The 21,542-nt window shown below is 61.1% G+C and carries 21 protein-coding genes; 13 read left to right on the forward strand and 8 right to left on the reverse strand.

Features of this window, described 5'->3' with window-relative positions; all coding sequences use genetic code 11:
• Position 1: 1 nt before the first annotated feature.
• Genes hemX through hemC form a run of 3 tightly spaced genes read right to left on the reverse strand, consistent with a single transcriptional unit; the run spans position 2 to position 2,827 of the window.
• Positions 2-1,126: a uroporphyrinogen-III C-methyltransferase gene (hemX, locus tag ACYF6X_RS00760; RefSeq protein WP_063989081.1), complete on the reverse strand. Its 1,125-nt coding sequence runs from the start codon at positions 1,124-1,126 to the stop codon at positions 2-4.
• A gap of 22 nt (positions 1,127-1,148) precedes the next feature.
• Positions 1,149-1,889, reverse strand: a complete 741-nt coding sequence (hemD, locus tag ACYF6X_RS00765) for a uroporphyrinogen-III synthase (RefSeq protein ID WP_063989080.1) — start codon at positions 1,887-1,889, stop codon at positions 1,149-1,151.
• On the reverse strand, positions 1,886-2,827 hold the full coding sequence (gene hemC, locus ACYF6X_RS00770; RefSeq protein WP_063989079.1) for a hydroxymethylbilane synthase: 942 nt from the start codon (positions 2,825-2,827) through the stop codon (positions 1,886-1,888). The genes hemD and hemC overlap by 4 nt, the downstream gene beginning before the upstream one ends.
• 316 nt (positions 2,828-3,143) lie before the next feature.
• Between hemC and ACYF6X_RS00775 the strand changes: the two genes are divergently transcribed.
• Positions 3,144-5,696, forward strand: a complete 2,553-nt coding sequence (locus ACYF6X_RS00775; RefSeq protein WP_019452546.1) for a class I adenylate cyclase — start codon at positions 3,144-3,146, stop codon at positions 5,694-5,696.
• A gap of 36 nt (positions 5,697-5,732) precedes the next feature.
• Here ACYF6X_RS00775 and cyaY read toward each other — a convergent pair whose 3' ends face one another.
• Entirely contained in the window at positions 5,733-6,053 is a 321-nt protein-coding gene (cyaY, locus tag ACYF6X_RS00780) for an iron donor protein CyaY (protein ID WP_015376263.1), read from the reverse strand.
• Positions 6,054-6,131: 78 nt separating this feature from the next.
• Between cyaY and lptM the strand changes: the two genes are divergently transcribed.
• The 6 genes from lptM to uvrD all read left to right on the forward strand — a co-directional run bounded on the left by lptM (position 6,132) and on the right by uvrD (position 11,809).
• Positions 6,132-6,338 (forward strand): LPS translocon maturation chaperone LptM, encoded by a 207-nt coding sequence (gene lptM / locus ACYF6X_RS00785; protein ID WP_301336322.1) that lies wholly within the window; start codon positions 6,132-6,134, stop codon positions 6,336-6,338.
• A gap of 71 nt (positions 6,339-6,409) precedes the next feature.
• Positions 6,410-7,234 (forward strand): diaminopimelate epimerase, encoded by an 825-nt coding sequence (dapF, locus tag ACYF6X_RS00790; RefSeq protein ID WP_063989077.1) that lies wholly within the window; start codon positions 6,410-6,412, stop codon positions 7,232-7,234.
• Positions 7,231-7,944 carry a DUF484 domain-containing protein gene (locus ACYF6X_RS00795; RefSeq protein WP_049203609.1) on the forward strand — a complete coding sequence of 238 codons (714 nt, stop codon included), beginning with the start codon at positions 7,231-7,233 and terminating at the stop codon, positions 7,942-7,944. The genes dapF and ACYF6X_RS00795 overlap by 4 nt, the downstream gene beginning before the upstream one ends.
• Entirely contained in the window at positions 7,941-8,852 is a 912-nt protein-coding gene (gene xerC / locus ACYF6X_RS00800; protein WP_016929495.1) for a tyrosine recombinase XerC, read from the forward strand. Before ACYF6X_RS00795 ends, xerC begins: the two co-directional genes overlap by 4 nt.
• Positions 8,852-9,568: a 5-amino-6-(5-phospho-D-ribitylamino)uracil phosphatase YigB gene (yigB, locus tag ACYF6X_RS00805; RefSeq protein WP_038874105.1), complete on the forward strand. Its 717-nt coding sequence runs from the start codon at positions 8,852-8,854 to the stop codon at positions 9,566-9,568. Before xerC ends, yigB begins: the two co-directional genes overlap by 1 nt.
• A gap of 78 nt (positions 9,569-9,646) precedes the next feature.
• On the forward strand, positions 9,647-11,809 hold the full coding sequence (gene uvrD / locus ACYF6X_RS00810) for a DNA helicase II (RefSeq protein WP_033649640.1): 2,163 nt from the start codon (positions 9,647-9,649) through the stop codon (positions 11,807-11,809).
• Positions 11,810-11,851: 42 nt separating this feature from the next.
• On the opposite strand, the gene ACYF6X_RS00815 is transcribed toward uvrD, so the two are convergent.
• On the reverse strand, positions 11,852-12,328 hold the full coding sequence (locus tag ACYF6X_RS00815) for a WbuC family cupin fold metalloprotein (protein ID WP_063989075.1): 477 nt from the start codon (positions 12,326-12,328) through the stop codon (positions 11,852-11,854).
• Positions 12,329-12,773: 445 nt separating this feature from the next.
• Between ACYF6X_RS00815 and corA the strand changes: the two genes are divergently transcribed.
• Positions 12,774-13,724: a magnesium/cobalt transporter CorA gene (corA, locus tag ACYF6X_RS00820; protein WP_063989074.1), complete on the forward strand. Its 951-nt coding sequence runs from the start codon at positions 12,774-12,776 to the stop codon at positions 13,722-13,724.
• Between the two features lie 16 nt (positions 13,725-13,740).
• Here corA and rarD read toward each other — a convergent pair whose 3' ends face one another.
• Both rarD and ACYF6X_RS00830 read right to left on the reverse strand, forming a co-directional pair.
• On the reverse strand, positions 13,741-14,628 hold the full coding sequence (rarD, locus tag ACYF6X_RS00825) for an EamA family transporter RarD (protein ID WP_025304876.1): 888 nt from the start codon (positions 14,626-14,628) through the stop codon (positions 13,741-13,743).
• A gap of 66 nt (positions 14,629-14,694) precedes the next feature.
• Positions 14,695-15,165 carry a thioesterase family protein gene (locus ACYF6X_RS00830; RefSeq protein WP_004934267.1) on the reverse strand — a complete coding sequence of 157 codons (471 nt, stop codon included), beginning with the start codon at positions 15,163-15,165 and terminating at the stop codon, positions 14,695-14,697.
• Between the two features lie 203 nt (positions 15,166-15,368).
• Here ACYF6X_RS00830 and pldA point away from each other — a divergent pair, with 203 nt between their 5' ends.
• Genes pldA through rhtC form a run of 3 tightly spaced genes read left to right on the forward strand, consistent with a single transcriptional unit; the run spans position 15,369 to position 18,756 of the window.
• Positions 15,369-16,247: a phospholipase A gene (pldA, locus tag ACYF6X_RS00835; RefSeq protein WP_063989073.1), complete on the forward strand. Its 879-nt coding sequence runs from the start codon at positions 15,369-15,371 to the stop codon at positions 16,245-16,247.
• A 43-nt stretch (positions 16,248-16,290) separates the two neighbouring features.
• Positions 16,291-18,123 carry an ATP-dependent DNA helicase RecQ gene (gene recQ, locus ACYF6X_RS00840; protein ID WP_033636658.1) on the forward strand — a complete coding sequence of 611 codons (1,833 nt, stop codon included), beginning with the start codon at positions 16,291-16,293 and terminating at the stop codon, positions 18,121-18,123.
• A 12-nt stretch (positions 18,124-18,135) separates the two neighbouring features.
• Entirely contained in the window at positions 18,136-18,756 is a 621-nt protein-coding gene (gene rhtC, locus ACYF6X_RS00845; protein WP_016929486.1) for a threonine export protein RhtC, read from the forward strand.
• A gap of 48 nt (positions 18,757-18,804) precedes the next feature.
• On the opposite strand, the gene rhtB is transcribed toward rhtC, so the two are convergent.
• Entirely contained in the window at positions 18,805-19,425 is a 621-nt protein-coding gene (gene rhtB, locus ACYF6X_RS00850; RefSeq protein ID WP_025304879.1) for a homoserine/homoserine lactone efflux protein, read from the reverse strand.
• 147 nt (positions 19,426-19,572) lie between these two features.
• Here rhtB and pldB point away from each other — a divergent pair, with 147 nt between their 5' ends.
• Together pldB and yigL are read left to right on the forward strand one after the other, a co-directional pair.
• Complete coding sequence (gene pldB, locus ACYF6X_RS00855) at positions 19,573-20,616, forward strand: lysophospholipase L2 (protein ID WP_130017534.1); 1,044 nt, start codon at positions 19,573-19,575, stop codon at positions 20,614-20,616.
• Between the two features lie 4 nt (positions 20,617-20,620).
• A complete protein-coding gene (yigL, locus tag ACYF6X_RS00860) occupies positions 20,621-21,418 on the forward strand; it encodes a sugar/pyridoxal phosphate phosphatase YigL (protein ID WP_063989071.1) in 798 nt (265 codons plus the stop codon).
• The last annotated feature ends 124 nt before the right edge of the window (positions 21,419-21,542 follow it).

A 21,542-nucleotide genomic window follows, 5' to 3' on the forward strand; every position in this document is an offset into this window, starting at 1 on the left:
CTTAACCCTCCTGGTGAGCGGCAGGGGACTGGGTCATCAGGTTGCGCACCCGGGTCTGCATCACTTTTTCCAGCAGCGGCTGGCTTTTCAGCTGATCCGGCACGTCCATCGAGATCGACTGTTGGCTCAGGCTGTCCAGCTCTTCCAGGAAGGCTTTGGTCGCTGGATCGGTGGTGTCGAAGTAAGCGCGCACCCAGGTAGAGACAGTTTCCAGAGACTGCTTGTAGGTCTCGTTCTGGTGGCGCGGGATGGCCTGCGCGGCCACCAGCAGGCGCGAACGGATATTTTCGCGCAGGTAGATGTCCTGGTTCGGCGCCAGCAGCGGCTCGGCGCTGGTATCGCGGCGGCGGATGGTAATGAAGTCGGCCATGAAATTGCGCCAGCTCTTGGCTAGGTTCTGCCGCCATTCGCCGATCGAACCGGAGAGCTCGCTGCTGTTTTGATCCATCGGCGCTTCGTCGGTGTCGTTGTCCGCCAGACGCAGGTTATCCACCTGATTGGACAGCTGATTGACCTTGAGGATGATGCCGTCGTAATCGACCTGGGTCAGTGTAGCAAGTGTGCTGATGTCTTCGGTAATGGCGCGGCGTACCTCGAGCAGGCTCGGATCGTTCATGTCCGCCAGGCTGGCGTCGGCGCTTTTCAGCAGCGCGGCGGCGCTGGTCACGTCCTGATCGCTCCACAGCTTGCGGCCGGCCATTTTCACCAGAAAATCGGCCTGCGCCAGCAGCCAGGTTTTGGCGTCGCTGCCGGAGATGGTCGCTACTTTTTCCTGCAGTTCGCTCAGTTGGCGCGCCAGGTTCGCCTGCTCGCGATCGGCGGCGTCCAGGGTTTTACCCTGCTGCTGCAACAGGCCTTCCAGCGCATTTCTTTCCTGCTGCTGGCTCTGTTTCACGCCTTCAAGCTGCTGCTGCAGCGCCTGATTGGCGGCGATCAGCTGTTGCGCTTGCTTGTGCGTGTGGTAATAGCCGCCCGCGCCGAGGGCGATGACCAGCACGATAGCGATCGCGCCGAGCACCGGGCCGGTATTCTTGCCTTTGCGGCTGGCAGCGGCTGGCTGCTGGGAGCTCTCAACCGCGTTGGTTGGCTCTTCAACCGGGGCGGATGGGGTATTTTGTTCCGTCATAGTGGCACATCCCATAGTCAGATTATTGTAGCGCGCGGATCAGCGCGTCATTATCGGCGTTGTCAGCTACCCGAATCGTACGCCAGCCCAAGTCCCGGGCGAGGGTAGCCAGGCGTTCGCTCACTACTACCAGGCGGCAACGCAGCAGCCATGAAGAACGATAGTAATCAGGAACTAAAGTATAGAGCTGTTGTAACATTTCACCGCTGGTCACCACCAGCGTATCCACACCGGCACGCTGCCAGTGGGCGCTTTGCTCGCTGCCGTCGTAGTGCACCGGGCTGCGTTGATAGCATTCATAATAGCTGACGTCGGCGCCGCGCTCGCTCAGCGTCGTGCCCAGCAGCTCACGGCCGCCGTTGCCGCGCAAAATCAACGCGCGTTTGCCCGCCAGTTTTTGCAGCGCCGGCAGCAGCAGCAGCGTTTCGCTGATCTCGCGTTCGCGCGGGTATTCCACCGGCAAACTGCTGATGCGGTGCAGCGCCAGCCCGGTGGTGCGGCCGATAGCGTAATAGGCCAGGTGCGCGGGCCAGCTCAGCCCGGCGCGGCCGATGACAGAATCGGCGTAGTTCACCGAATGCTGCGACAGCACGAACACCAGATCGCCTGCGCCAAGCTGCTGCAACGCCTGCGGCAGCTTAGGCAGATCGCCGCCGGGGGCGAAGTCGATCAGCGGTGCATGATAGGCAACCCGGCCGAGTGCGCGCAGCCGGCTCACTAACCGCTCGCCCGAAGGCGATGGACGGGTTACCAGGATCGTCATGCCGGCGGATTTCCCTGGTAAACCTCGCGCAGGATCTCGCGCGCGCCGCGCGCCAGCAGCTCTTCCGCCAGCTCAACGCCCATCCGTTCGGCCTCGGTGGCCGGCCCGCGGCGTTCGCCGCGCACCATCTGGCTGCCGTCCGGCGCACCAACCAAGGCACGCAGCCACAGGCTGTCGCCATCCAGTTCGGCATAGCTACCGATCGGCACCTGGCAACCGCCTTCCAGACGGGTGTTCATCGCCCGTTCGGCGCGCACGCGGGTTTCGGTAGCTGCATGGTTCAGCGGCGCCAGCAGCGCGCGGGTGACGCTGTCGTCGAGGCGGCATTCAATGCCGACCGCGCCCTGGCCGACCGCCGGCAGGCACTCTTCGGCGCTCAGCGGGCTGCGGATGCGTTGCTCCAGCCCCAGGCGTTTCAGACCGGCCACCGCCAGAATAATCGCGTCGTAGTCGCCGTTGTCCAGCTTGGCCAGGCGAGTGCCGACGTTGCCGCGCAGGTCGCGCACGATCAGATCCGGGCGGCGTTCACGCAGCTGGCACTGGCGGCGCAGGCTGGAGGTGCCGACCACGCTGCCCTGCGGCAGTTGATCGAGCGAGGCGAAACGATTGGAAACAAAAGCGTCGCGCGGATCTTCGCGTTCGCAAATGGTGGTCAAACCGAGGCCGGCAGGGAAATCAACCGGCACGTCTTTCATCGAGTGCACGGCGATGTCGGCGCGGCCTTCCAGCAGCGCCAGCTCGAGTTCTTTAACAAACAGGCCTTTACCGCCGACTTTCGCCAGCGGCGTATCCAGAATAACGTCGCCGCGCGTCACCATCGGCACCAACTCGACCTGCAGGCCGGGATGGCTGGCCATCAGACGTTGCTGCACATAATGTGCTTGCCAGAGTGCAAGCGGGCTTTGTCGGGTGGCAATTCGAATAATTTTGTCTAACATGCTTGTTACCGTTTTTATATTTCGCCATCCATCCTACCACTGAGAGCCAATACTGTCAGTGCAAGAAGCCGGAGGCGGAAAAAGGACAACGGAATCAAAGGGACGTGTGATGTGCTTTGGGGCAGTTAACACTGCGGGTAAATCGTTTAGGGAAGCGCTACAATAATTGTGAAGCGTTACCTCCTTTACGGTCAATCAGCAAGGTGTTAAATTGATCACGTTTCCAGCAATAAGTCGCCAAATATTCTTCTTACACTAACGGCGCTTATGGAATACGGGTTTTTTTCTAAACACCGGGATAATCAGGCGAGACGTCTTGTACCTCTACATCGAGACATTGAAGCAGAGACTGGATGCGATCAATCAGCTACGCGTCGATCGCGCCCTGGCGGCTATGAAGCCCGCGTTTCAACGGGTATACAGTCTGCTGCCCACCTTACTGCACCACCACCACCCGCTGATGCCGGGTTACCTGAACGGTAACGTTCCCCACGGCATTTGCCTCTACACGCCTGATGAAACTCAACAAGATTACCTGAACGATTTAGAAGACAAATGGGGTAGCCCGTTTGACAAACCGGCCAGCGGCGAGCTGCCGATCACCGGCGTCTATTCGATGGGCAGCACCTCGTCTATCGGCCAAAGCTGCAGCTCGGATCTCGACATCTGGGTCTGCCACCAGTCCTGGCTGGACAACGAAGAACGCACCCGCCTGCAACAAAAATGCAGCCTGCTTGAGAAGTGGGCCGCCTCGATGGGGGTGGAAGTCAGCTTCTTCCTGATCGACGAAAACCGCTTCCGCCATAATGAAAGCGGCAGCCTGGGCGGCGAAGACTGCGGCTCGACGCAGCATATCCTGTTGCTCGACGAATTCTATCGCACCGCGGTGCGCCTGGCCGGCAAACGCATCCTGTGGAACATGGTGCCGGGCGAAGAAGAAGCGCACTACGATGAATACGTGCTGTCGCTGTACGCGCAGGGGGCGCTCACGCCGAACGAGTGGCTGGATCTCGGCGGCCTGAGTTCGCTGTCGGCGGAAGAGTACTTCGGCGCCAGCCTGTGGCAGCTGTACAAGAGCATCGATTCGCCTTACAAGGCGGTGCTGAAGACCCTGCTGCTGGAAGCCTATTCCTGGGAATACCCCAATACCCAGCTGCTGGCGACCGACATCAAACACCGGCTGCATCAGGGTGAGATCGTCAGCTTCGGGCTCGACGCCTACTGCATGATGCTTGAGCGCGTGACCCGTTACCTGACCGACATCAACGACACCACCCGCCTCGATCTGGCCCGCCGCTGCTTCTACCTGAAAGTGTGTGAAAAGCTGTCGCTGGCCAAGGCCTGCGTCGGCTGGCGGCGCGAGATCCTCAGCCAACTGGTCAGCGAGTGGGGCTGGAGCGAAGAGCGTCTGGCGATGCTGGACAACCGCGCCAACTGGAAAATCGAGCGAGTGCGCGAAGCGCATAACGAGTTGCTCGACGCGATGATGCAGAGCTACCGCAACCTGATCCGTTTCGCCCGCCGCAACAACCTCAGCGTCAGCGCCAGCCCGCAGGATATCGGCGTGCTGACCCGCAAACTGTACGCGGCGTTCGAAGCGCTGCCCGGCAAGGTGACGCTGGTGAACCCGCAGATTTCGCCGGACCTGTCGGAAAACGATTTAACCTTTATTCACGTGCCGGTTGGCCGCGCCAACCGCACCGGCTGGTACCTGTATAATCAGGCGCCGGCTATGGATTCGATCGTCAGCCATCAACCGCTGGAATATAACCGCTACCTGAACAAGCTGGTGGCCTGGGCCTATTTCAACGGCCTGCTGACCCCGCAGACCCGCCTGCACATCAAGAGCGGCAACCTGTGCGACACCGCCAAGCTGCAGGAACTGGTGGCCGACGTTTCCCATCACTTCCCGCTGCGCCTGCCGGCGCCGACGCCGAAAGCGCTGTATAGCCCGTGCGAAATTCGCCATCTGGCGATCATCGTCAACCTGGAAAACGATCCGACCGCCGCCTTCCGCAATCAGGTGGTGCACTTCGATTTCCGCAAGCTGGACGTGTTCAGCTTCGGCCAGCAGCAACAGTGCCTGGTGGGGAGCATCGATCTGCTGTACCGCAACTCCTGGAACGAAGTGCGTACCCTGCATTTCAGCGGCGAGCAGTCGGTGCTGGAAGCGCTGAAAACCATTCTCGGCAAAATGCACCAGGACGCCGCGCCGCCGGAGTCGGTGGAAGTGTTCTGCTACAGCCAGCATCTGCGCGGCCTGATCCGCACCCGTATCCAGCAGCTGGTGTCGGAGTGCATCGAGCTGCGCCTGTCCAGCACCCGCCTGGAGCCCGGTCGCTTCAAGGCGGTACGCGTCGCCGGGCAGACCTGGGGGCTGTTCTTCGAGCGCCTGAGCGTATCGGTGCAAAAGCTGGAGAATGCGGTGGAGTTTTACGGCGCCATTTCCAACAACAAGCTGCACGGCCTGTCTATCAAGGTGGAAACCGATCAGGTGCATTTGCCGCCGGTGGTGGATGGCTTCGCCAGCGAGGGGATCATCCAGTTCTTCTTCGAAGACACCTCAGACGACAAGGGCTTCAACATCTATATTCTGGATGAGTCGAATCGGGTAGAGGTGTATCACCACTGCGAGGGCAGTAAAGAGGAGCTGGTGCGCGACGTCAGCCGCTTCTATTCCTCGTCGCACGATCGCTTCACCTACGGCTCCAGCTTCATCAACTTCAATCTGCCGCAGTTTTATCAGATCGTGCAACTCGATGGGCGCACGCAGGTAATCCCGTTCCGCAGCAATGTGCTGTCCAGCCTGTGCGTGACGGTGGCCGATGGCGCCGCTCAGCCGCTGAAACAGCAGTTCCAGCTGCATTGACGCCGCAAGGGCTCGGTTGCCGAGCCCTGCTTAGCCTCAGGAAAAACGCAGTTCCTCGCCGGCCTGCGCGCTGGCCGCTTCGCTGAGCAGCTGATAAAACGGCTGCCCGCTGCGATCGCATAGCCAAACGCCGTCGCGGTAGTTGAAGTGGTAACCGCCGGCCTTGGTGGCGAGCCACACTTGGTGCAGCGGCTCCTGGCGGTTGATGACGATTTTGGTGCCGTTTTCGAAGCTCAGCGTCATTACGCCGCCATTGGTTTCGTAATCGATATCCGCATCGCCGTCAAAATCGTCCAGTGTCTCTTCAATATTCAACATCAGCTGGTCGGCCAACTGGTGAAACTCGCTGTCGTTCATATTCAATTCCTATTGCTTTTCATGATCCACCTGCGATTATAGAGACCTTGGACGCATGAATTACAGGCATTAATGCAAATGAAAAAACAACTACGCTATGCGCTGATGGCAGTTCTGGTTACCGGCCTCGTCGGCTGTGGTCTGAAAGGCCCGCTTTACTTCCCGCCTGCCGATCCCGCCAGCCAGAAACCGGCCAAGCCGCCGGTGCAAACGGGCGATCAGGTGCAAAAGAACCAGCAGGAGCAGTCTGGCTCTCAGCAAAAACCGTCGATGGTCGACCAGTAACACCCTGTTTGCGGTAGCGAACGCCGCCGCAAAATCAAGACGGATAGCGCGTCCAGATAGCGGAGTATGATATGCAGTTCTCCAAAATGCATGGTCTGGGCAACGACTTTATGGTGGTCGATGCCGTTACACAGAATGTCTATTTTTCACCTGAGCTGATCCGCCGGCTGGCCGATCGGCACCTGGGCGTCGGCTTTGACCAGATGCTGGTGGTAGAACCGCCTTACGATCCCGAGCTGGATTTTCACTACCGAATTTTCAACGCCGACGGCAGCGAAGTGGCGCAGTGCGGCAACGGCGCGCGCTGCTTCGCGCGCTTTGTGCGGTTGAAAGGGCTGACCAACAAACGCGACATCCGCGTCAGCACCCAAACCGGGCGCATGGTGCTCAGCGTCACCGACGACGATCGGGTGTGCGTCAACATGGGTGAGCCGAACTTCGACCCGCAGGCGGTGCCGTTCCGCGCCGCCAAGGCTGAAAAGACCTACATCATGCGCGCGGCGGAACATACCGTGCTGTGCGGCGTGGTGTCGATGGGCAACCCGCATTGTGTTCTGCAGGTGGACGATGTAAAAACCGCCAAGGTGGAGCTGCTCGGCCCGGTGCTGGAAGGGCATGAGCGCTTCCCGGAACGAGCCAACATCGGTTTTATGCAAGTGGTCAGCCGCGATCACATCAAGCTGCGCGTTTACGAGCGCGGCGCCGGCGAAACGCAGGCCTGCGGCAGCGGCGCCTGTGCGGCGGTGGCGGTGGGGATCCAACAGGAATTGCTGTCAGAAGAGGTGCATGTAGAACTGCCGGGCGGCAGCCTGCATATTCGCTGGAAAGGGCCGGGCAACCCGCTGTTTATGACCGGCCCGGCAACCCATGTCTATGACGGATTTATTCATCTATGAAAAGCGTAGAAGAACAGAGCGTCGCCGGCCTGGCGCTGGATGACGACACCGTGATGCAGTACCTGCTGCAGAACCCGGATTTCTTTATTCGCAACGCGCGCCAGGTTGAGCAGATGCGCGTGCCACACCCGGTGCGCGGCACCGTTTCGCTGGTGGAATGGCATCTGGCCCGCCAGCGCAATCACATCGAACGGCTGGAAGAAGAGATCACGCTGTTGATGGAGCAGGCCAGCGCCAACGAAGGGCTGTTCGCCAGGCTGCTGCACCTGCAGGCCGATCTGGCCACCGCCGACAGCCTGCAGGACATGCTCAACCGGCTGCAGCGCTGGGCGCGCGGGTTCGGTTTGGCTGGCGCCACGGTGCGCCTGTTCGCCGAGCGCTGGAATATCGGCGCGCCTTCCGATTTTACCCACCTGGCGCTGACGCGTTCGGCGTTCGAGCCGTTCCGCATTCAGCGGCTGGGCAGCGAACAACACTACCTCGGCGGCCTGAACGGCCCCGAACTGCTGCTGCTGTTGCCGCAGGCCAAACAGATTGGCCAGATTGGCTCGGTGGCGCTGTCGATGTTGGGCGACGACGGTGAACTGGGCATGGTGATCTTCAGCAGCCGCGATACGCAACACTATCAGCAGGGCATGGGCACGGTGATGCTCAATCAACTGGCGCGCATGCTGCCGGAGCTGCTGGAACGCTGGGTCGAACGCGCATGACGCCGATTGCGCCCAGCCTGCAGCAGCCGGTGGACGCTTTTCTGCGTTATCTCAAGGTAGAACGGCAACTCAGCCCGCTGACGCAGCTCAGTTATTCGCGCCAGCTGGCGGCGCTGATGCGCCTGGCGCAGGAGATCGGCGTCACCGACTGGGCGGCGCTGGACGCCGCCCGGGTACGCATGCTGGCGGCGCGCAGCAAACGGGCCGGCCTGCAGTCTGCCAGTCTGGCGCTGCGGCTCTCTTCGCTGCGCAGTTTCCTCGACTGGCTGGTCAGCCAGGGCGTATTGCACGCCAACCCCGCCAAAGGCATCCGCACGCCGCGCAGCGGCCGCCATCTACCGAAAAACATCGACGTTGATGAAATGAACCAGCTGCTGGAGATCGATCTCAACGATCCGTTGGCGGTGCGCGATCGCGCCATGCTGGAGGTGATGTACGGCGCCGGTCTGCGCCTCTCCGAACTGGTGGGGCTGGATTGCCGCCATGTCGATATGGCCGCCGGCGAGGTGTGGGTGATGGGGAAAGGCAGCAAAGAGCGCAAATTGCCGATCGGACGCACCGCCGTCACTTGGCTGGAACACTGGCTGGCGATGCGCGATCTGTTCGGGCCGGAAGATGACGCGATGTTCCTGTCCAATCAGGGGCGGCGCATCTCGACGCGCAACGTGCAAAAGCGCTTCGCCGAATGGGGCGTGAAACAGGGCGTCAACAGCCATATCCACCCGCACAAGCTGCGTCACTCCTTCGCTACCCACATGCTGGAGTCCAGCGGCGATCTGCGCGCGGTGCAGGAGCTGCTCGGCCACGCCAACCTGACCACCACGCAAATTTATACCCACCTCGACTTTCAACATCTGGCGAACGTGTACGATGCCGCGCATCCGCGTGCCAAACGGGGGAAATCCTGATGCATTTTTATCGCCCGCTGCGCCCGCTGGCGGCGCTGACTTTCGATCTGGACGATACGCTGTATGACAATCGCCCGGTGATTAGACAGACCGAACAACAGTCGGTGGCCTTCCTGCAGAGCTACCATCCCGGCCTGAACAGCTTCCAGTCGGCGGATTTCCACCGCCTGCGCCAGGAACTGCGTGAGCAGGATCCGGAGATCTACCACGATGTCACCCAGTGGCGCTGGCGCGCCATTCATCTGGCGCTGAGCCGGCAGGGGCTGCGCGATGCCGACGCGGCGATCGGGGCCGATGCGGCGATGCAGAACTTCGCGCTGTGGCGCAGCCGCATCGAGGTGCCGGAAGCGACCCACGCCACGCTGAAGGCGCTGGCCGCGCGCTACCCGCTGGTGGCGATCACTAACGGCAACGCCGATCCGGCGCAGTGTGGCCTGGACGGTTACTTCCAGTTTGTATTGCGCTCCGGGCCGGATGGGCGCGCCAAACCGTATCAGGACATGTATCACCTGGCCGTCGAGCGGCTGGGCGTGGCGCCCGAGCAGATCCTGCACGTGGGCGACGATCTGACCACCGACGTCGCCGGCGCGCTGCGCGCGGGGCTGCAGGCCTGTTGGATCAACGATCGGCAACGCTGCCTGATGCAGGCCGCCGACAGCCGTCTGCTGCCGCATATTGAGATTTCGCAGTTGGCATCGCTGACAGCATTGTTATAATCCCTGCCAGAACTCTGTATAAATTTCCAGTGAAAAACCCGTCACCGGCGGGTTTTCCCTTAACCATTAGTGGTGCCTATGGACGTCTCCGATCTGCTCGACAGCCTGAATGAAAAACAACGTGAAGCCGTGGCGGCGCCGCGCAGCAACCTGTTGGTTCTGGCCGGGGCGGGCAGCGGCAAGACACGGGTGCTGGTGCATCGCATCGCCTGGCTGCTGTCGGTGGAGAACTGTTCGCCGTATTCGATCATGGCGGTGACCTTCACCAACAAGGCGGCGGCGGAAATGCGCCACCGTATCGAACATCTGATCGGCACCAGCCAGGGCGGCATGTGGATCGGCACCTTCCACGGCCTGGCGCACCGTCTGTTGCGCGCCCACCACCTGGAAGCCAACCTGCCGCAAGATTTCCAGATCCTCGACAGCGACGACCAACTGCGGCTGCTCAAGCGCATCATCAAGGCGCTGAACGTTGACGAGAAGCAGTGGCCGCCGCGTCAGGCGATGTGGTACATCAACGGCAAGAAAGACGAGGGTCTGCGCCCGCAGCACGTCGAGACCTACAACAACCCGGTAGAGGCCACCTGGCTGCGCATCTACCAGGCCTACCAGGAAGCCTGCGATCGCGCGGGGCTGGTGGATTTCGCTGAGTTGCTGCTGCGCGCACACGAGCTGTGGCTGAACAAGCCGCATATCCTCAACCACTACCGCGAACGTTTCACCAACGTGCTTGTGGACGAATTCCAGGATACCAACAGCATCCAGTACGCCTGGATCCGCCTGCTGGCGGGCGGCAACAGCAACGTGATGATCGTCGGCGACGATGACCAGTCGATCTACGGCTGGCGCGGCGCGCAGGTGGAAAACATCCAGCGCTTCCTGAAGGACTTCCCCGGCGCGGAAACCATCCGCCTGGAGCAGAACTACCGTTCCACCAGCAACATCCTGAAAGCGGCTAACACCCTGATCGCCAACAACGACGGGCGCATGGGCAAAAACCTGTGGACCGAAGGCGGCGAAGGCGAGCCGATTTCCATCTACTGCGCCTTCAACGAACTCGACGAAGCGCGCTTCGTGGTCAACCGCATCAAGACCTGGCAGGACAACGGCGGTGCGCTGAACGACTGCGCCATCCTGTACCGCAGCAACGCCCAGTCGCGCGTGCTGGAAGAGGCGCTGCTGCAGACGGCGATGCCGTACCGCATCTACGGCGGCCAGCGCTTCTTCGAACGTCAGGAAATCAAGGATGCGCTGGCTTATCTGCGCCTCATTTCCAACCGCAACGACGATGCGGCCTTCGAGCGCGTGGTCAACACCCCGACGCGCGGCATCGGCGATCGCACCCTCGACGTGGTGCGCCAGGCGGCGCGCGATCGCCAGCTGACGCTGTGGCAGGCGACGCGCGAGCTGATGCAGGACAAGGTGTTGGCCGGCCGTGCCGCCTCGGCGCTGCAGCGTTTCATCGAACTGGTGGAGTCGCTGGCGCATGAAACCGCCGATATGCCGCTGCACGTGCAGACCGACCGGGTGATCCGCGATTCCGGGCTGTTCATCATGTATGAGCAGGAGAAGGGCGAAAAGGGGCAGGCACGTATCGAAAACCTTGAGGAGCTGGTGACGGCGACGCGTCAGTTCAGCTATCAGGACGAAGATCAGGATCTGATGCCGCTGCAGGCGTTCCTGTCGCATGCGGCGCTGGAGGCGGGCGAAGGCCAGGCCGACGCCTATCAGGACGCGGTGCAGCTGATGACCCTGCACTCCGCCAAGGGCCTGGAGTTCCCGCTGGTGTTTATCGTCGGTATGGAAGAAGGCATGTTCCCGAGCCAGATGTCGCTGGATGAAGGCGGCCGTCTGGAGGAGGAGCGCCGTCTGGCCTATGTGGGCGTAACGCGCGCCATGCAGAAGCTGACGCTGACCTACGCCGAAACGCGCCGTCTGTACGGCAAAGAGGTTTACCATCGGCCGTCGCGCTTTATCGGCGAACTGCCGGAAGAGTGCGTGGAAGAAGTGCGCCTGCGCGCCAGCGTATCGCGGCCGGTCAATCACCGCCGCATGGGCACGCCGATCAGCGAGAACGATACCGGCTACAAGCTGGGCCAGCGCGTGCGCCATCCCAAGTTTGGCGAAGGCACCATCGTCAATCTGGAAGGCAGCGGCGAGCACAGCCGGCTGCAGATCGCCTTCCCGGGCGAGGGCATCAAGTGGCTGGTGGCGGCCTACGCTCGCCTGGAAACGGTATAAAGAGAGGGGGGAGTTGCAGGGGCACGCCCCTGCAATCGTTCATTATCCGTGAGGGTAGCGATCGCCGACCTGCGCGGTGGCATACCAGCGCATCACCGTTTCGGTGCCTTCGCCGCCTTCCTGTGGCGCCCATTGCATGCAGTCCTCTTCGGTCAGCGCCTGATACGGGCCCTGCTTCACTTCGAACACCACGCCGCCGGCATCGACCGACAGCACCGCATGCCAGGTAAATGCCGGCATCTCCAGCACTTTGGTTTCTTCGCCGAGCAGGGTGCGCTGCGTCACCACGCCGTCATCGTTGAACTGCAACACGACAAAACGGCCGCGCAGCGGCGTCAGCAGCTCCCAGGTTTGCGGGTGGCGGTGTGGGCGGATATAGGTGCCGGGTTCCATGGCGATCGCCAGGCGTTGCACTGGGTCGCTCAGCTCTTCGTGTAAGGTGCGGTGCGCGCGCAGGCGGGCCACGCTGGCGGCCTGTTCGCTCATCGCGGTCAGTTCATGGGCGGTAATCTGTTTCATCGTTTAAATCCGCATGCTTGTCGTACCATCAGGGTGATGTCATCTTAGCAACATTCTTGGTGGCGGTAAGCGATCGCCGCGACTTTTTCAGTACGGTTTACGCGCCATTTCTGCCATTGATCATCGTGATGATTTGTTGCGCAATTATCCCGCCTAACGTGTTGACAGGCTTTTTCTTCTCGGCGTAACATGCGCGCACTATTATCATTGAGGACAGACGCCTTGGACACACCCAGTAGATACTGGCTCACTGACCTGCGCCGCAGGTATAACTTCTAAGGCTCTCCGTTTTTGCTGATAGCCTTCGTGGTTGTCGGCGACCCCGCAAAGCGTCGCTATGAGTCAGATCTCTTCATGGTCTGAAACAAATCGGTGATACGCATCCCCTCTGTTTCTGTGCTTCAACGCGTTGTCCACACCCGTTACCTTCACGGAGTTTTGGCACATGCTGAGCGCTTTTAAATTAGATAACCGCCGCTTGTCCCGTCTGGAGCTGGACGACTCGGATGATCTCACGTCATCGCTGTGGGTTGACCTGGTCGAGCCGGAAGAGGGCGAGCGTGAGCGCGTGCAGAATGAGCTGGGACAAAGCCTGGCGACGCGTCCCGAACTGGACGACATCGAAGCCTCCGCCCGTTTCTTCGAAGACGAAGACGGTCTGCATATCCACTCCTTCTTCTACTTTGAAGATGCGGAAGATCACGCCGGCAACTCCACGGTGGCGTTCACCATCCGCGACGGCCGCCTGTATACCCTGCGCGAGCGTGAACTGCCGGCGTTTCGCCTGTACCGCATGCGCGCCCGCAACCAGACCATGCTCGAAGGCAACGCCTACGAACTGCTGCTGGATCTGTTCGAAACCAAGATTGAACAGCTGGCGGACGAGATAGAGAACATCTACAGCGATCTGGAACAGCTCAGCCGGGTGATCATGGAAGGGCATCAGGGCGACGAATACGACGCCGCGCTGTCGACGCTGGCGGAGCTGGAAGATATCGGCTGGAAGGTGCGTTTGTGTCTGATGGATACCCAACGCGCGCTCAACTTCCTGGTGCGCAAGGCGCGTCTGCCAACCGGCCAGCTGGAGCAGGCGCGTGAAGTGCTGCGCGACATCGAATCCCTGCTACCGCACAACGAATCGCTGTTCCAAAAGGTGAACTTCCTGATGCAGGCGGCGATGGGCTTCATCAACATCGAACAGAACCGCATCATCAAGATCTTCTCGGTGGTGTCGGTGGTGTTCCTGCCGCCTACGCTGGTGGCTTCCAGCTACGGCATGAACTTCGAATTCATGCCGGAACTGAGGTGGTCATTCGGCTATCCGGGCGCCATCACCTTGATGATCCTGGCCGGTCTGGCCCCATACCTGTACTTCAAGCGCAAGAACTGGCTGTAACCCGGCGGCGCCGGGCTCAGCGCAGCTTGCGCTGGGTGTAGAGCGCGTCGAGGGTGAACAGGATCAGCGCCGCCCAGATAAAGCCGAAGGTCACCAGCTTATCCTGGCCGATGGTCTCACCGTAGAAGGTGACCGCCAGCAGGAACATCAACGTCGGGCCGAGATACTGGAAGAAACCCAGCGTCGACAGGCGCAACCGGGTAGCCGCCGCGGTGAAGCACAGCAGCGGTACGGTGGTGACGATGCCGGCGGCGACCAACAGCAGGTTCAGCGACCACGGGTTGGCGCTCAGGTGGCTGGTGGGGCTGTCGGCGAACAGGAACAGATAGGCCGCCGCCACCGGCAGCAGCCACAGCGTCTCAATCAGCATGCCGGTCTGGGCGTCGATGGCGATTTTCTTGCGCAGCAGGCCGTAGAAGGCGAAGCTGAACGCCAGCCCCAGACCGATGATCGGCAACGAGCCGAACTGCCAGAGCTGCACCAGCACCCCGGTGAACGCCAGCGCCACCGCCACCCACTGCATGCGGCGGAAGCGCTCGCCGAGAAACAGCATTCCCAACAGCACGTTAACCAGCGGGTTGATGAAATAGCCCAGGCTGGCTTCCAGCATATGGTGGTTGTTCACCGCCCAGATGAACAGCAGCCAGTTGCCGCCGATCAACAGCGCGGTGACTGCCAGCAGCAGCAGCCGTTTGCGGTTTTGGCAGGCGGCGCGCACTTTCGGCCAGTTGCGGCCCAGCGTGATCAGCGCCAGCATGAAGAAAAACGACCAGATGATCCGGTGGGTGAGGATCTCGTCCGCGGATACTTGCTGGATCAGTTTGAAATAGGCCGGGGCGATGCCCCACATAAAATAGGCGGCCAGGGCGAAGAAAATGCCCTGACGCGTTTGCTTTGCGTCCATGACGTCACTCGGGTGGGGAACGTAAGATGCGGTGAGTGTACTGAAGACGCTCACCGCACACAATCATCAGCCGACCAGATAGGTGGCGGTGGCGGTCGCGATATGCAGGCCGTCGTGGTTATGCAGTTCTACGCGCGCGACGGCGACCTTGTTGCCGCTGCGCAGCACGCTGGCGGAGGCGACGAAGTGCTCGCCGCGGCCGGGGCGCAGATAGTCGACGCGCAGATCGATGGTGCCCATGCGCGACAGCTTGGCGGCGATCTCTTCTTCGATCAGCGGCTCCATGCGCGTCAGCACGCCGCCGGCGCAGGCCAATCCGGCGGCGACGTCAAGCACCGCGGCGATCACGCCGCCGTGCAAAATCTCCTGTGCGGCGTTGCCCACCAGCTTGCGCTGGTTGGTGAAGCTCAACTCGACGTAATCATCGTCGAAGCGGCGCAGCTCCAGGCCAAGCTCGCGGTTGAACGGCATGTGGTAGACAAAGATTTCGCCGATCTTGCGGCGGGCGGCTTCCAGGGTCAGTGCTGTGGTCGACATAGCGGGTTTCCGTTTTTCTTTTGCGTTTTAAAGGAGCTAACTGGTCAGTCCAGGTTAATGGAATGTTGATTTTATGCTTAACCTTTGTTGCTTTCCAGACTATTCCAATAAAACCGGCCTGCGCTGCGGTAAAGCCTCCTTTGTGTGTAAAATGGCCTGATTTTTTCCGGGATTGCCCTTTTTCGTTGGAGTGAGGAGAGGTTATGCGCATTTTGTCAGGGATCGTTTCCGCCACGCTGCTGATGCCGGCGCTGGCATTGGCTGAGGAAGCCAAAGAGCAGCAGATTCACGATAAGCCGGCGGTGCGCGGCAGCATTATCGCCAACCTGCTGCAGGAGCACGATAATCCGTTCACGCTGTATCCTTACGATCCCAATTATCTGCTGTATACCGACACCAGCGATATCAACAAAGAAGCCATCAAGACGTACAACTGGGCCGACAAGGCGCGCAAGGACGAGGTGAAATACCAGCTTAGCCTGGCGTTTCCGCTGTGGCGGGGCATTGCCGGCGACAACTCGGTGCTCGGCGCGTCTTATACTCAGCGCTCCTGGTGGCAATTGTCCAACCGCGGCGAGTCTTCACCGTTCCGCGAGACCAACTACGAGCCGCAGCTGTTCGTAGGGTGGGCGACCGATTACCGCTTTGCTGGTTGGACGTTGCGCGATATTGAAATCGGCGTTAACCACCAGTCTAACGGCCGCTCTGATCCGACGTCGCGCAGCTGGAATCGCGGCTATGCGCGGCTGATGGCGCAAAACGGCAACTGGCAGGTGGATCTCAAGCCCTGGTTCCGCTTCTCGGAGAGCTCGAGCAACGATGACAACCCGGACATCACCAAATACATGGGATACTACCGGTTGAAGGTCGGTTACGCCTGGGGCGACAGCGTGTTCAGCGTCGACAGCCACTATAACTGGAACAGCGGCTACGGCGGCGCGGAGCTGGGCTGGAGCTATCCGATCACCCGCAACGTGCGTTTCTATACCCAGGTGTTCAGCGGCTACGGCGAATCGCTGATCGACTACAACTTCCGGCAGACACGGGTGGGCGTTGGTGTCATGCTGAACGATATTATGTAATCATACCCGGTGGGTGTGTACCGATGAAAAAATGGGGAAGTGTGTGTCAACCGCAGCAGTGATTAACAGAGAGTTGCTGGCCGAGCAGGTATTGCGCGATACCTTCGGCTACCAGCAATTCCGTCCGGGCCAACAAACGATTATCAACGCCGCGATCGGCGGGCAGGATTGCCTGGTGGTAATGCCGACCGGCGGCGGCAAGTCGTTGTGCTACCAAATCCCTGCGCTGGTGATGGACGGCCTGACGCTGGTGGTTTCCCCGCTGATCTCGCTGATGAAGGATCAGGTCGACCAACTGTTGGCCTACGGCGTTTCCGCCGCCTGCTATAACTCGACGCAAACCCGTGAGGAGCAGCTGGACGTCATGGCCGGCTGCCGCAACGGCACCATCAAGATGCTGTACATCGCGCCGGAACGGCTGATGATGGAAAGCTTCCTCAACCTGCTCGACCACTGCCCGCCGGCGATGCTGGCGGTGGATGAGGCGCACTGTATTTCGCAGTGGGGCCATGACTTCCGGCCGGAATATCGCGCGCTGGGTCAGCTGAAACAGCGCTTCCCGTCGATGCCGGTGATCGCGCTGACCGCCACCGCCGACGAGTCCACCCGCGGTGATATCGTGCGCCTGCTGTCGTTGCAGGACCCGCTGGTGCAGGTCAGCAGCTTCGACCGGCCGAACATCCGCTACACGCTGGTGGAAAAATTCAAACCGCTCGATCAGCTGTGGCGCTTCGTGCAGGATCAGCGCGGCAAGAGCGGCATTATCTATTGCAACAGCCGCGCCAAGGTGGAAGACACCGCCGCGCGTCTGCAAAGCCGCGGGCTGAGCGTCGGCGCCTACCACGCCGGGCTGGACAACGATCGCCGCGCGCAGGTGCAGGAAGCGTTCCAGCGTGACGATTTGCAGGTGGTGGTGGCTACCGTCGCCTTCGGCATGGGCATCAATAAACCCAACGTGCGCTTCGTGGTGCATTTCGACATCCCGCGCAATATCGAATCCTATTATCAGGAGACCGGCCGCGCCGGGCGCGACGGCCTGCCGGCCGAAGCCATCCTGCTGTACGATCCGGCCGACATGGCCTGGCTGCGCCGCTGCCTGGAGGAAAAACCCGCCGGGCAGCAGTTGGACATCGAGCGCCACAAGCTGAACGCCATGGGCGCGTTCGCCGAGGCGCAAACCTGCCGCCGTCTGGTGCTGCTCAACTACTTCGGCGAAGGCAAGCACGAGAACTGCGGCAACTGCGACATCTGCCTCGATCCGCCCAAGCGCTACGACGGGCTGGAGGACGCGCGCAAGGCGCTGTCCTGCGTGTACCGCGTCGGCCAGCGCTTCGGCCTCGGGTACATCGTGGAAGTGCTGCGCGGCTCCAACAACCAGCGCATTCGCGAATACGGTCACGACAAGCTGCCGGTGTACGGCATCGGCCGCGATCAAACCACCGAACACTGGACCAGCGTGCTGCGCCAGCTGATCCACCTGGGTTTTATCACCCAGAACATCGCCATGCACTCGGCGCTGCAATTGACCGAGGCGGCGCGTCCGGTGTTGCGCGGCGAGGTGGCGCTGCAGCTGGCGGTGCCGCGTATCCAGAGCCTGAAGTCGCGCGGCAGCGCCAACCAGAAATCCTACGGCGGCAATTACGATCGCAAGCTGTTCGCCAAGCTGCGCAAACTGCGCAAGTCGATCGCCGACGAAGAAAATATTCCGCCCTACGTGGTGTTCAACGACGCCACGCTGCTGGAAATGGCCGAACAGATGCCGATTAAGGCCGGCGATCTGCTGAGCGTCAACGGCGTCGGCCAGCGCAAACTGGAGCGTTTCGGCGCGCCCTTTATGGCGATGATCCGCGACCATCTCGACAATGATGAAGACTGAGGGCGATAAATCATGCTGATGCTGTTTCTCACCGTGGCGCTGGTGCATCTGATTGCGCTGATGAGCCCGGGGCCGGACTTCTTTTTCGTGTCGCAAACCGCCGCCAGCCGCTCGCGCCGCGAGGCGATGATGGGCGTAGTCGGCATTTCGCTCGGCATCGTGGTGTGGGCCGGCGTGGCGTTGATGGGGCTGCATCTGATCCTGCAGAAGATGGCCTGGCTGCATCAGATCATCATGGTCGGCGGCGGCATTTACCTGTGCTGGATGGGGTGGCAACTGCTGCGCTCCGCGCGGGCGCAGCAAGCGCAGCCGGCGGCGGAGGCCCAGGTGGCGTTGCCGAAGGCCGGGCGCAGCTTTATTCGCGGTTTCCTGACCAATCTGTCCAACCCGAAAGCGGTGATCTATTTCGGCAGCGTGTTCTCGCTGTTCGTCGGCGACAGCGTCGGCGCCGGGGCGCGCTGGGGGCTGTTCTTGCTGATCGTCGCCGAGACCTTCGTCTGGTTCAGCCTGGTGGCGGTGGTGTTTGCGCTGCCGGCGATGCGCCGCGGCTATCAGCGGTTGGCCAAGTGGATAGACGGGGTGGCGGGCGTGCTGTTTACCGGCTTCGGGTTACACCTGATCTTTACCCGTTGACCGGCAGTGAAACGCCAAAGGCCGAGCAGCGATGCCCGGCCTTTTTTGTCAGGCTTTGCGGGCGGTCGCCAGCAGCCCCGCCACCAAAATGAACAGCGAACCGAACACCCGGTTAAGCAGTTGCATCTGGCGCGGGGTTCTCAGCCAGCCGGCGATGCGCGTCGCCAGGGTGGCGTAACCGATCATCACCAGAATATCCACCACCACGGTGGTGACACCGAGCACCAGATACTGCTCGGCCTGCGGCTGATTAGGCAAGATAAACTGTGGGAACAGCGCGGCGAGAAACACGATGCTTTTCGGGTTGGTCAGGTTGACCAGCACCGCACGGCGGAACAGACGGCGGCGCGGCATGCTGCCCGCCAGCGCATGCAGATCCAGCGCCCCGGCGGCGCGCCATTGCTGGATGCCGAGCCACACCAGGTAGGCGGCGCCCAGCCATTTCAGCAGTTCGAACGCCAGCAGCGATTGAGAAATCAGCGCGCCGAGGCCGATGCCCACCAGCACGATGTGCGCGCTCAGCCCGACCTGCAGCCCGGCGATCGATGCGGCGGCGCCGCGATAGCCGTGGCTGATGCCGGTGCTCATGGTATTGATGGCGCCTGAGCCGGGGGACAGGCTGAGGATAAGCGTGGTCAGCAGGTAGGTTAACCACCAGTCCAAGGTCATGGTTCTCGGCTCCCTGAAAGTGTCGTTTTGTGCCACAATGCGCCGAGGCGGCGCCGTTTTTTGTAAGAATTGAATCACAATACGCTAGTATGATTTCTTGTGCCAGCGGTCACATTTTCCGCCGGCCCCACAGGGAAAACGCTCTCGATGACCTCGTTCACTCTCAGCTCCGATGACTGGTTAACGCGTGAAACGCAGTTCGCTGCCTTCGCCACCGGGCCGCTGCTGGACTTCTGGCGGCTGCGGGAAGAAGGCGAGTTCGGCGGCGTGGACGGCGTGCCGATCCGCTTTGTGCGTTTTCGCTCCGCACGGCATCAGCGGGTGGTGGTGGTCAGCCCCGGCCGCATCGAAAGCTACGTGAAATACCCCGAGGTGGCCTACGATCTGTTCCACTGCGGTTACGACGTGGTGATCGTCGATCATCGTGGCCAGGGGCGCTCCGGCCGTTTACTGGCGGATACGCACCGCGGTCATGTGGTAAACTTCGCCGACTACGTGGACGATTTCGAGCAGCTTTGGCAGCGCGAGGTCGAATCGCGCGCTTATCGGCAGCGCTTCGCGCTGGCGCATTCGATGGGTGGCGCGATCCTGGCGCAGTTCCTGCAGCGTCGGCCGCAGGCGTTCGACGCGGCGGCGTTTTGCGCGCCGATGTTCGGCATCCAGTTGCCGATGCCGGGCTGGCTGGCCGACCGCATTCTCGACTGGGCGGAGACCCGCCCGGCGATCCGCGACTATTACGCGGTGGGCACCGGCCAGTGGCGGCCGCTGCCCTATGTGGTTAACGTGTTGACCCACAGCCGCGAACGCTATCGGCGCAGCCTGCGCTATTATGCCGATTACCCCGAGCTGCAGGTGGGCGGGCCGACCTACCATTGGGTGCGGGAGAGCATTCGTGCCGGCCGGCAGATTATCGCTCAGGCCGGGGAGATAACAACGCCGCTGTTGCTTTTGCAAGCCGGTGAGGAGCGGGTGGTCGACAACCGTTCGCACCAGGCTTTTTGTCAGGCTCTGTCAGACGCGGGGCGCCCTTGCGAAGGGGGGCTCCCGTGGGTTATCAACGGCGCACGCCATGAGATCCTGTTCGAGCGGGACGCGATGCGCGCCGAAGCACTGAACGCAATCCTGCGCTTCTTTGCTCAACACTTAGGCGGCGCGCTGCCGCCGACAACTCCATCAGAGGTTAGAACATAACGCTATGTATCACGTCGTCGCTTCCGATTTAGATGGCACGCTGCTGTCTCCTGACCATACCCTGTCGCCGTACGCCAAAGAAACGCTGAAGTTGCTGACCCAACGCGGCGTGCATTTCGTGTTCGCCACCGGCCGCCACCATATCGACGTGGGGCAGATCCGCGACAGCCTAGAGATCAGCGCCTTTATGATCACTTCCAACGGCGCGCGGGTGCATAACACCGCCGGCGAGCTGATTTTCAGCCATAACCTGGACGGGGATATCGCCCGCGATCTGTACGGCATGCTGCACGACGATCCGGAGATCACCACCAACGTCTACCGTAACGACGATTGGTTTACCAACCGCGAAAGCCCGGAGCAGGAAGAATTCTTCCAGGAGTCGGTGTTCAAATATCAGCTGTTTGAGCCGGGCCTGCTGGAAACCGACGGCGTCTGCAAGGTTTACTTCACCTGTGAAGATCACGAGCGTTTGCTGCAGGTGGAAGACGCCATCAACGCGCGCTGGGGCGATCGGGTCAATGTCAGCTTCTCGTTCCCGACCTGCCTGGAAGTGATGGCGGGCGGCGTGTCGAAAGGGCATGCGCTGGAAGAAGTGGCCAAGATCATCGGCTATACGCTGCAAGAGTGCATCGCCTTCGGCGACGGCATGAACGATCTGGAGATGCTGTCGATGGCCGGCAAGGGCTGCATCATGCGTGATGCGCATCAGCGCCTGAAGGATATGCTGCCGGAGCTGGAAGTGATCGGCTCCAACGTCGATAACGCGGTGCCGCACTACCTGCGCAAGATGTTCCTCTGAAATAACCAGGGCGCCTTACGGCGCCCTTAAAGTAAATAATAAACCGGATGATATTGCCGAGCGTAAAGAAGGCAATATCTAAAAGAACAAGGAAAATTAATTTATTGATTTTCGACTGATATCC

This window comes from Serratia sp. ID 25-353 (genome assembly GCF_054792795.1).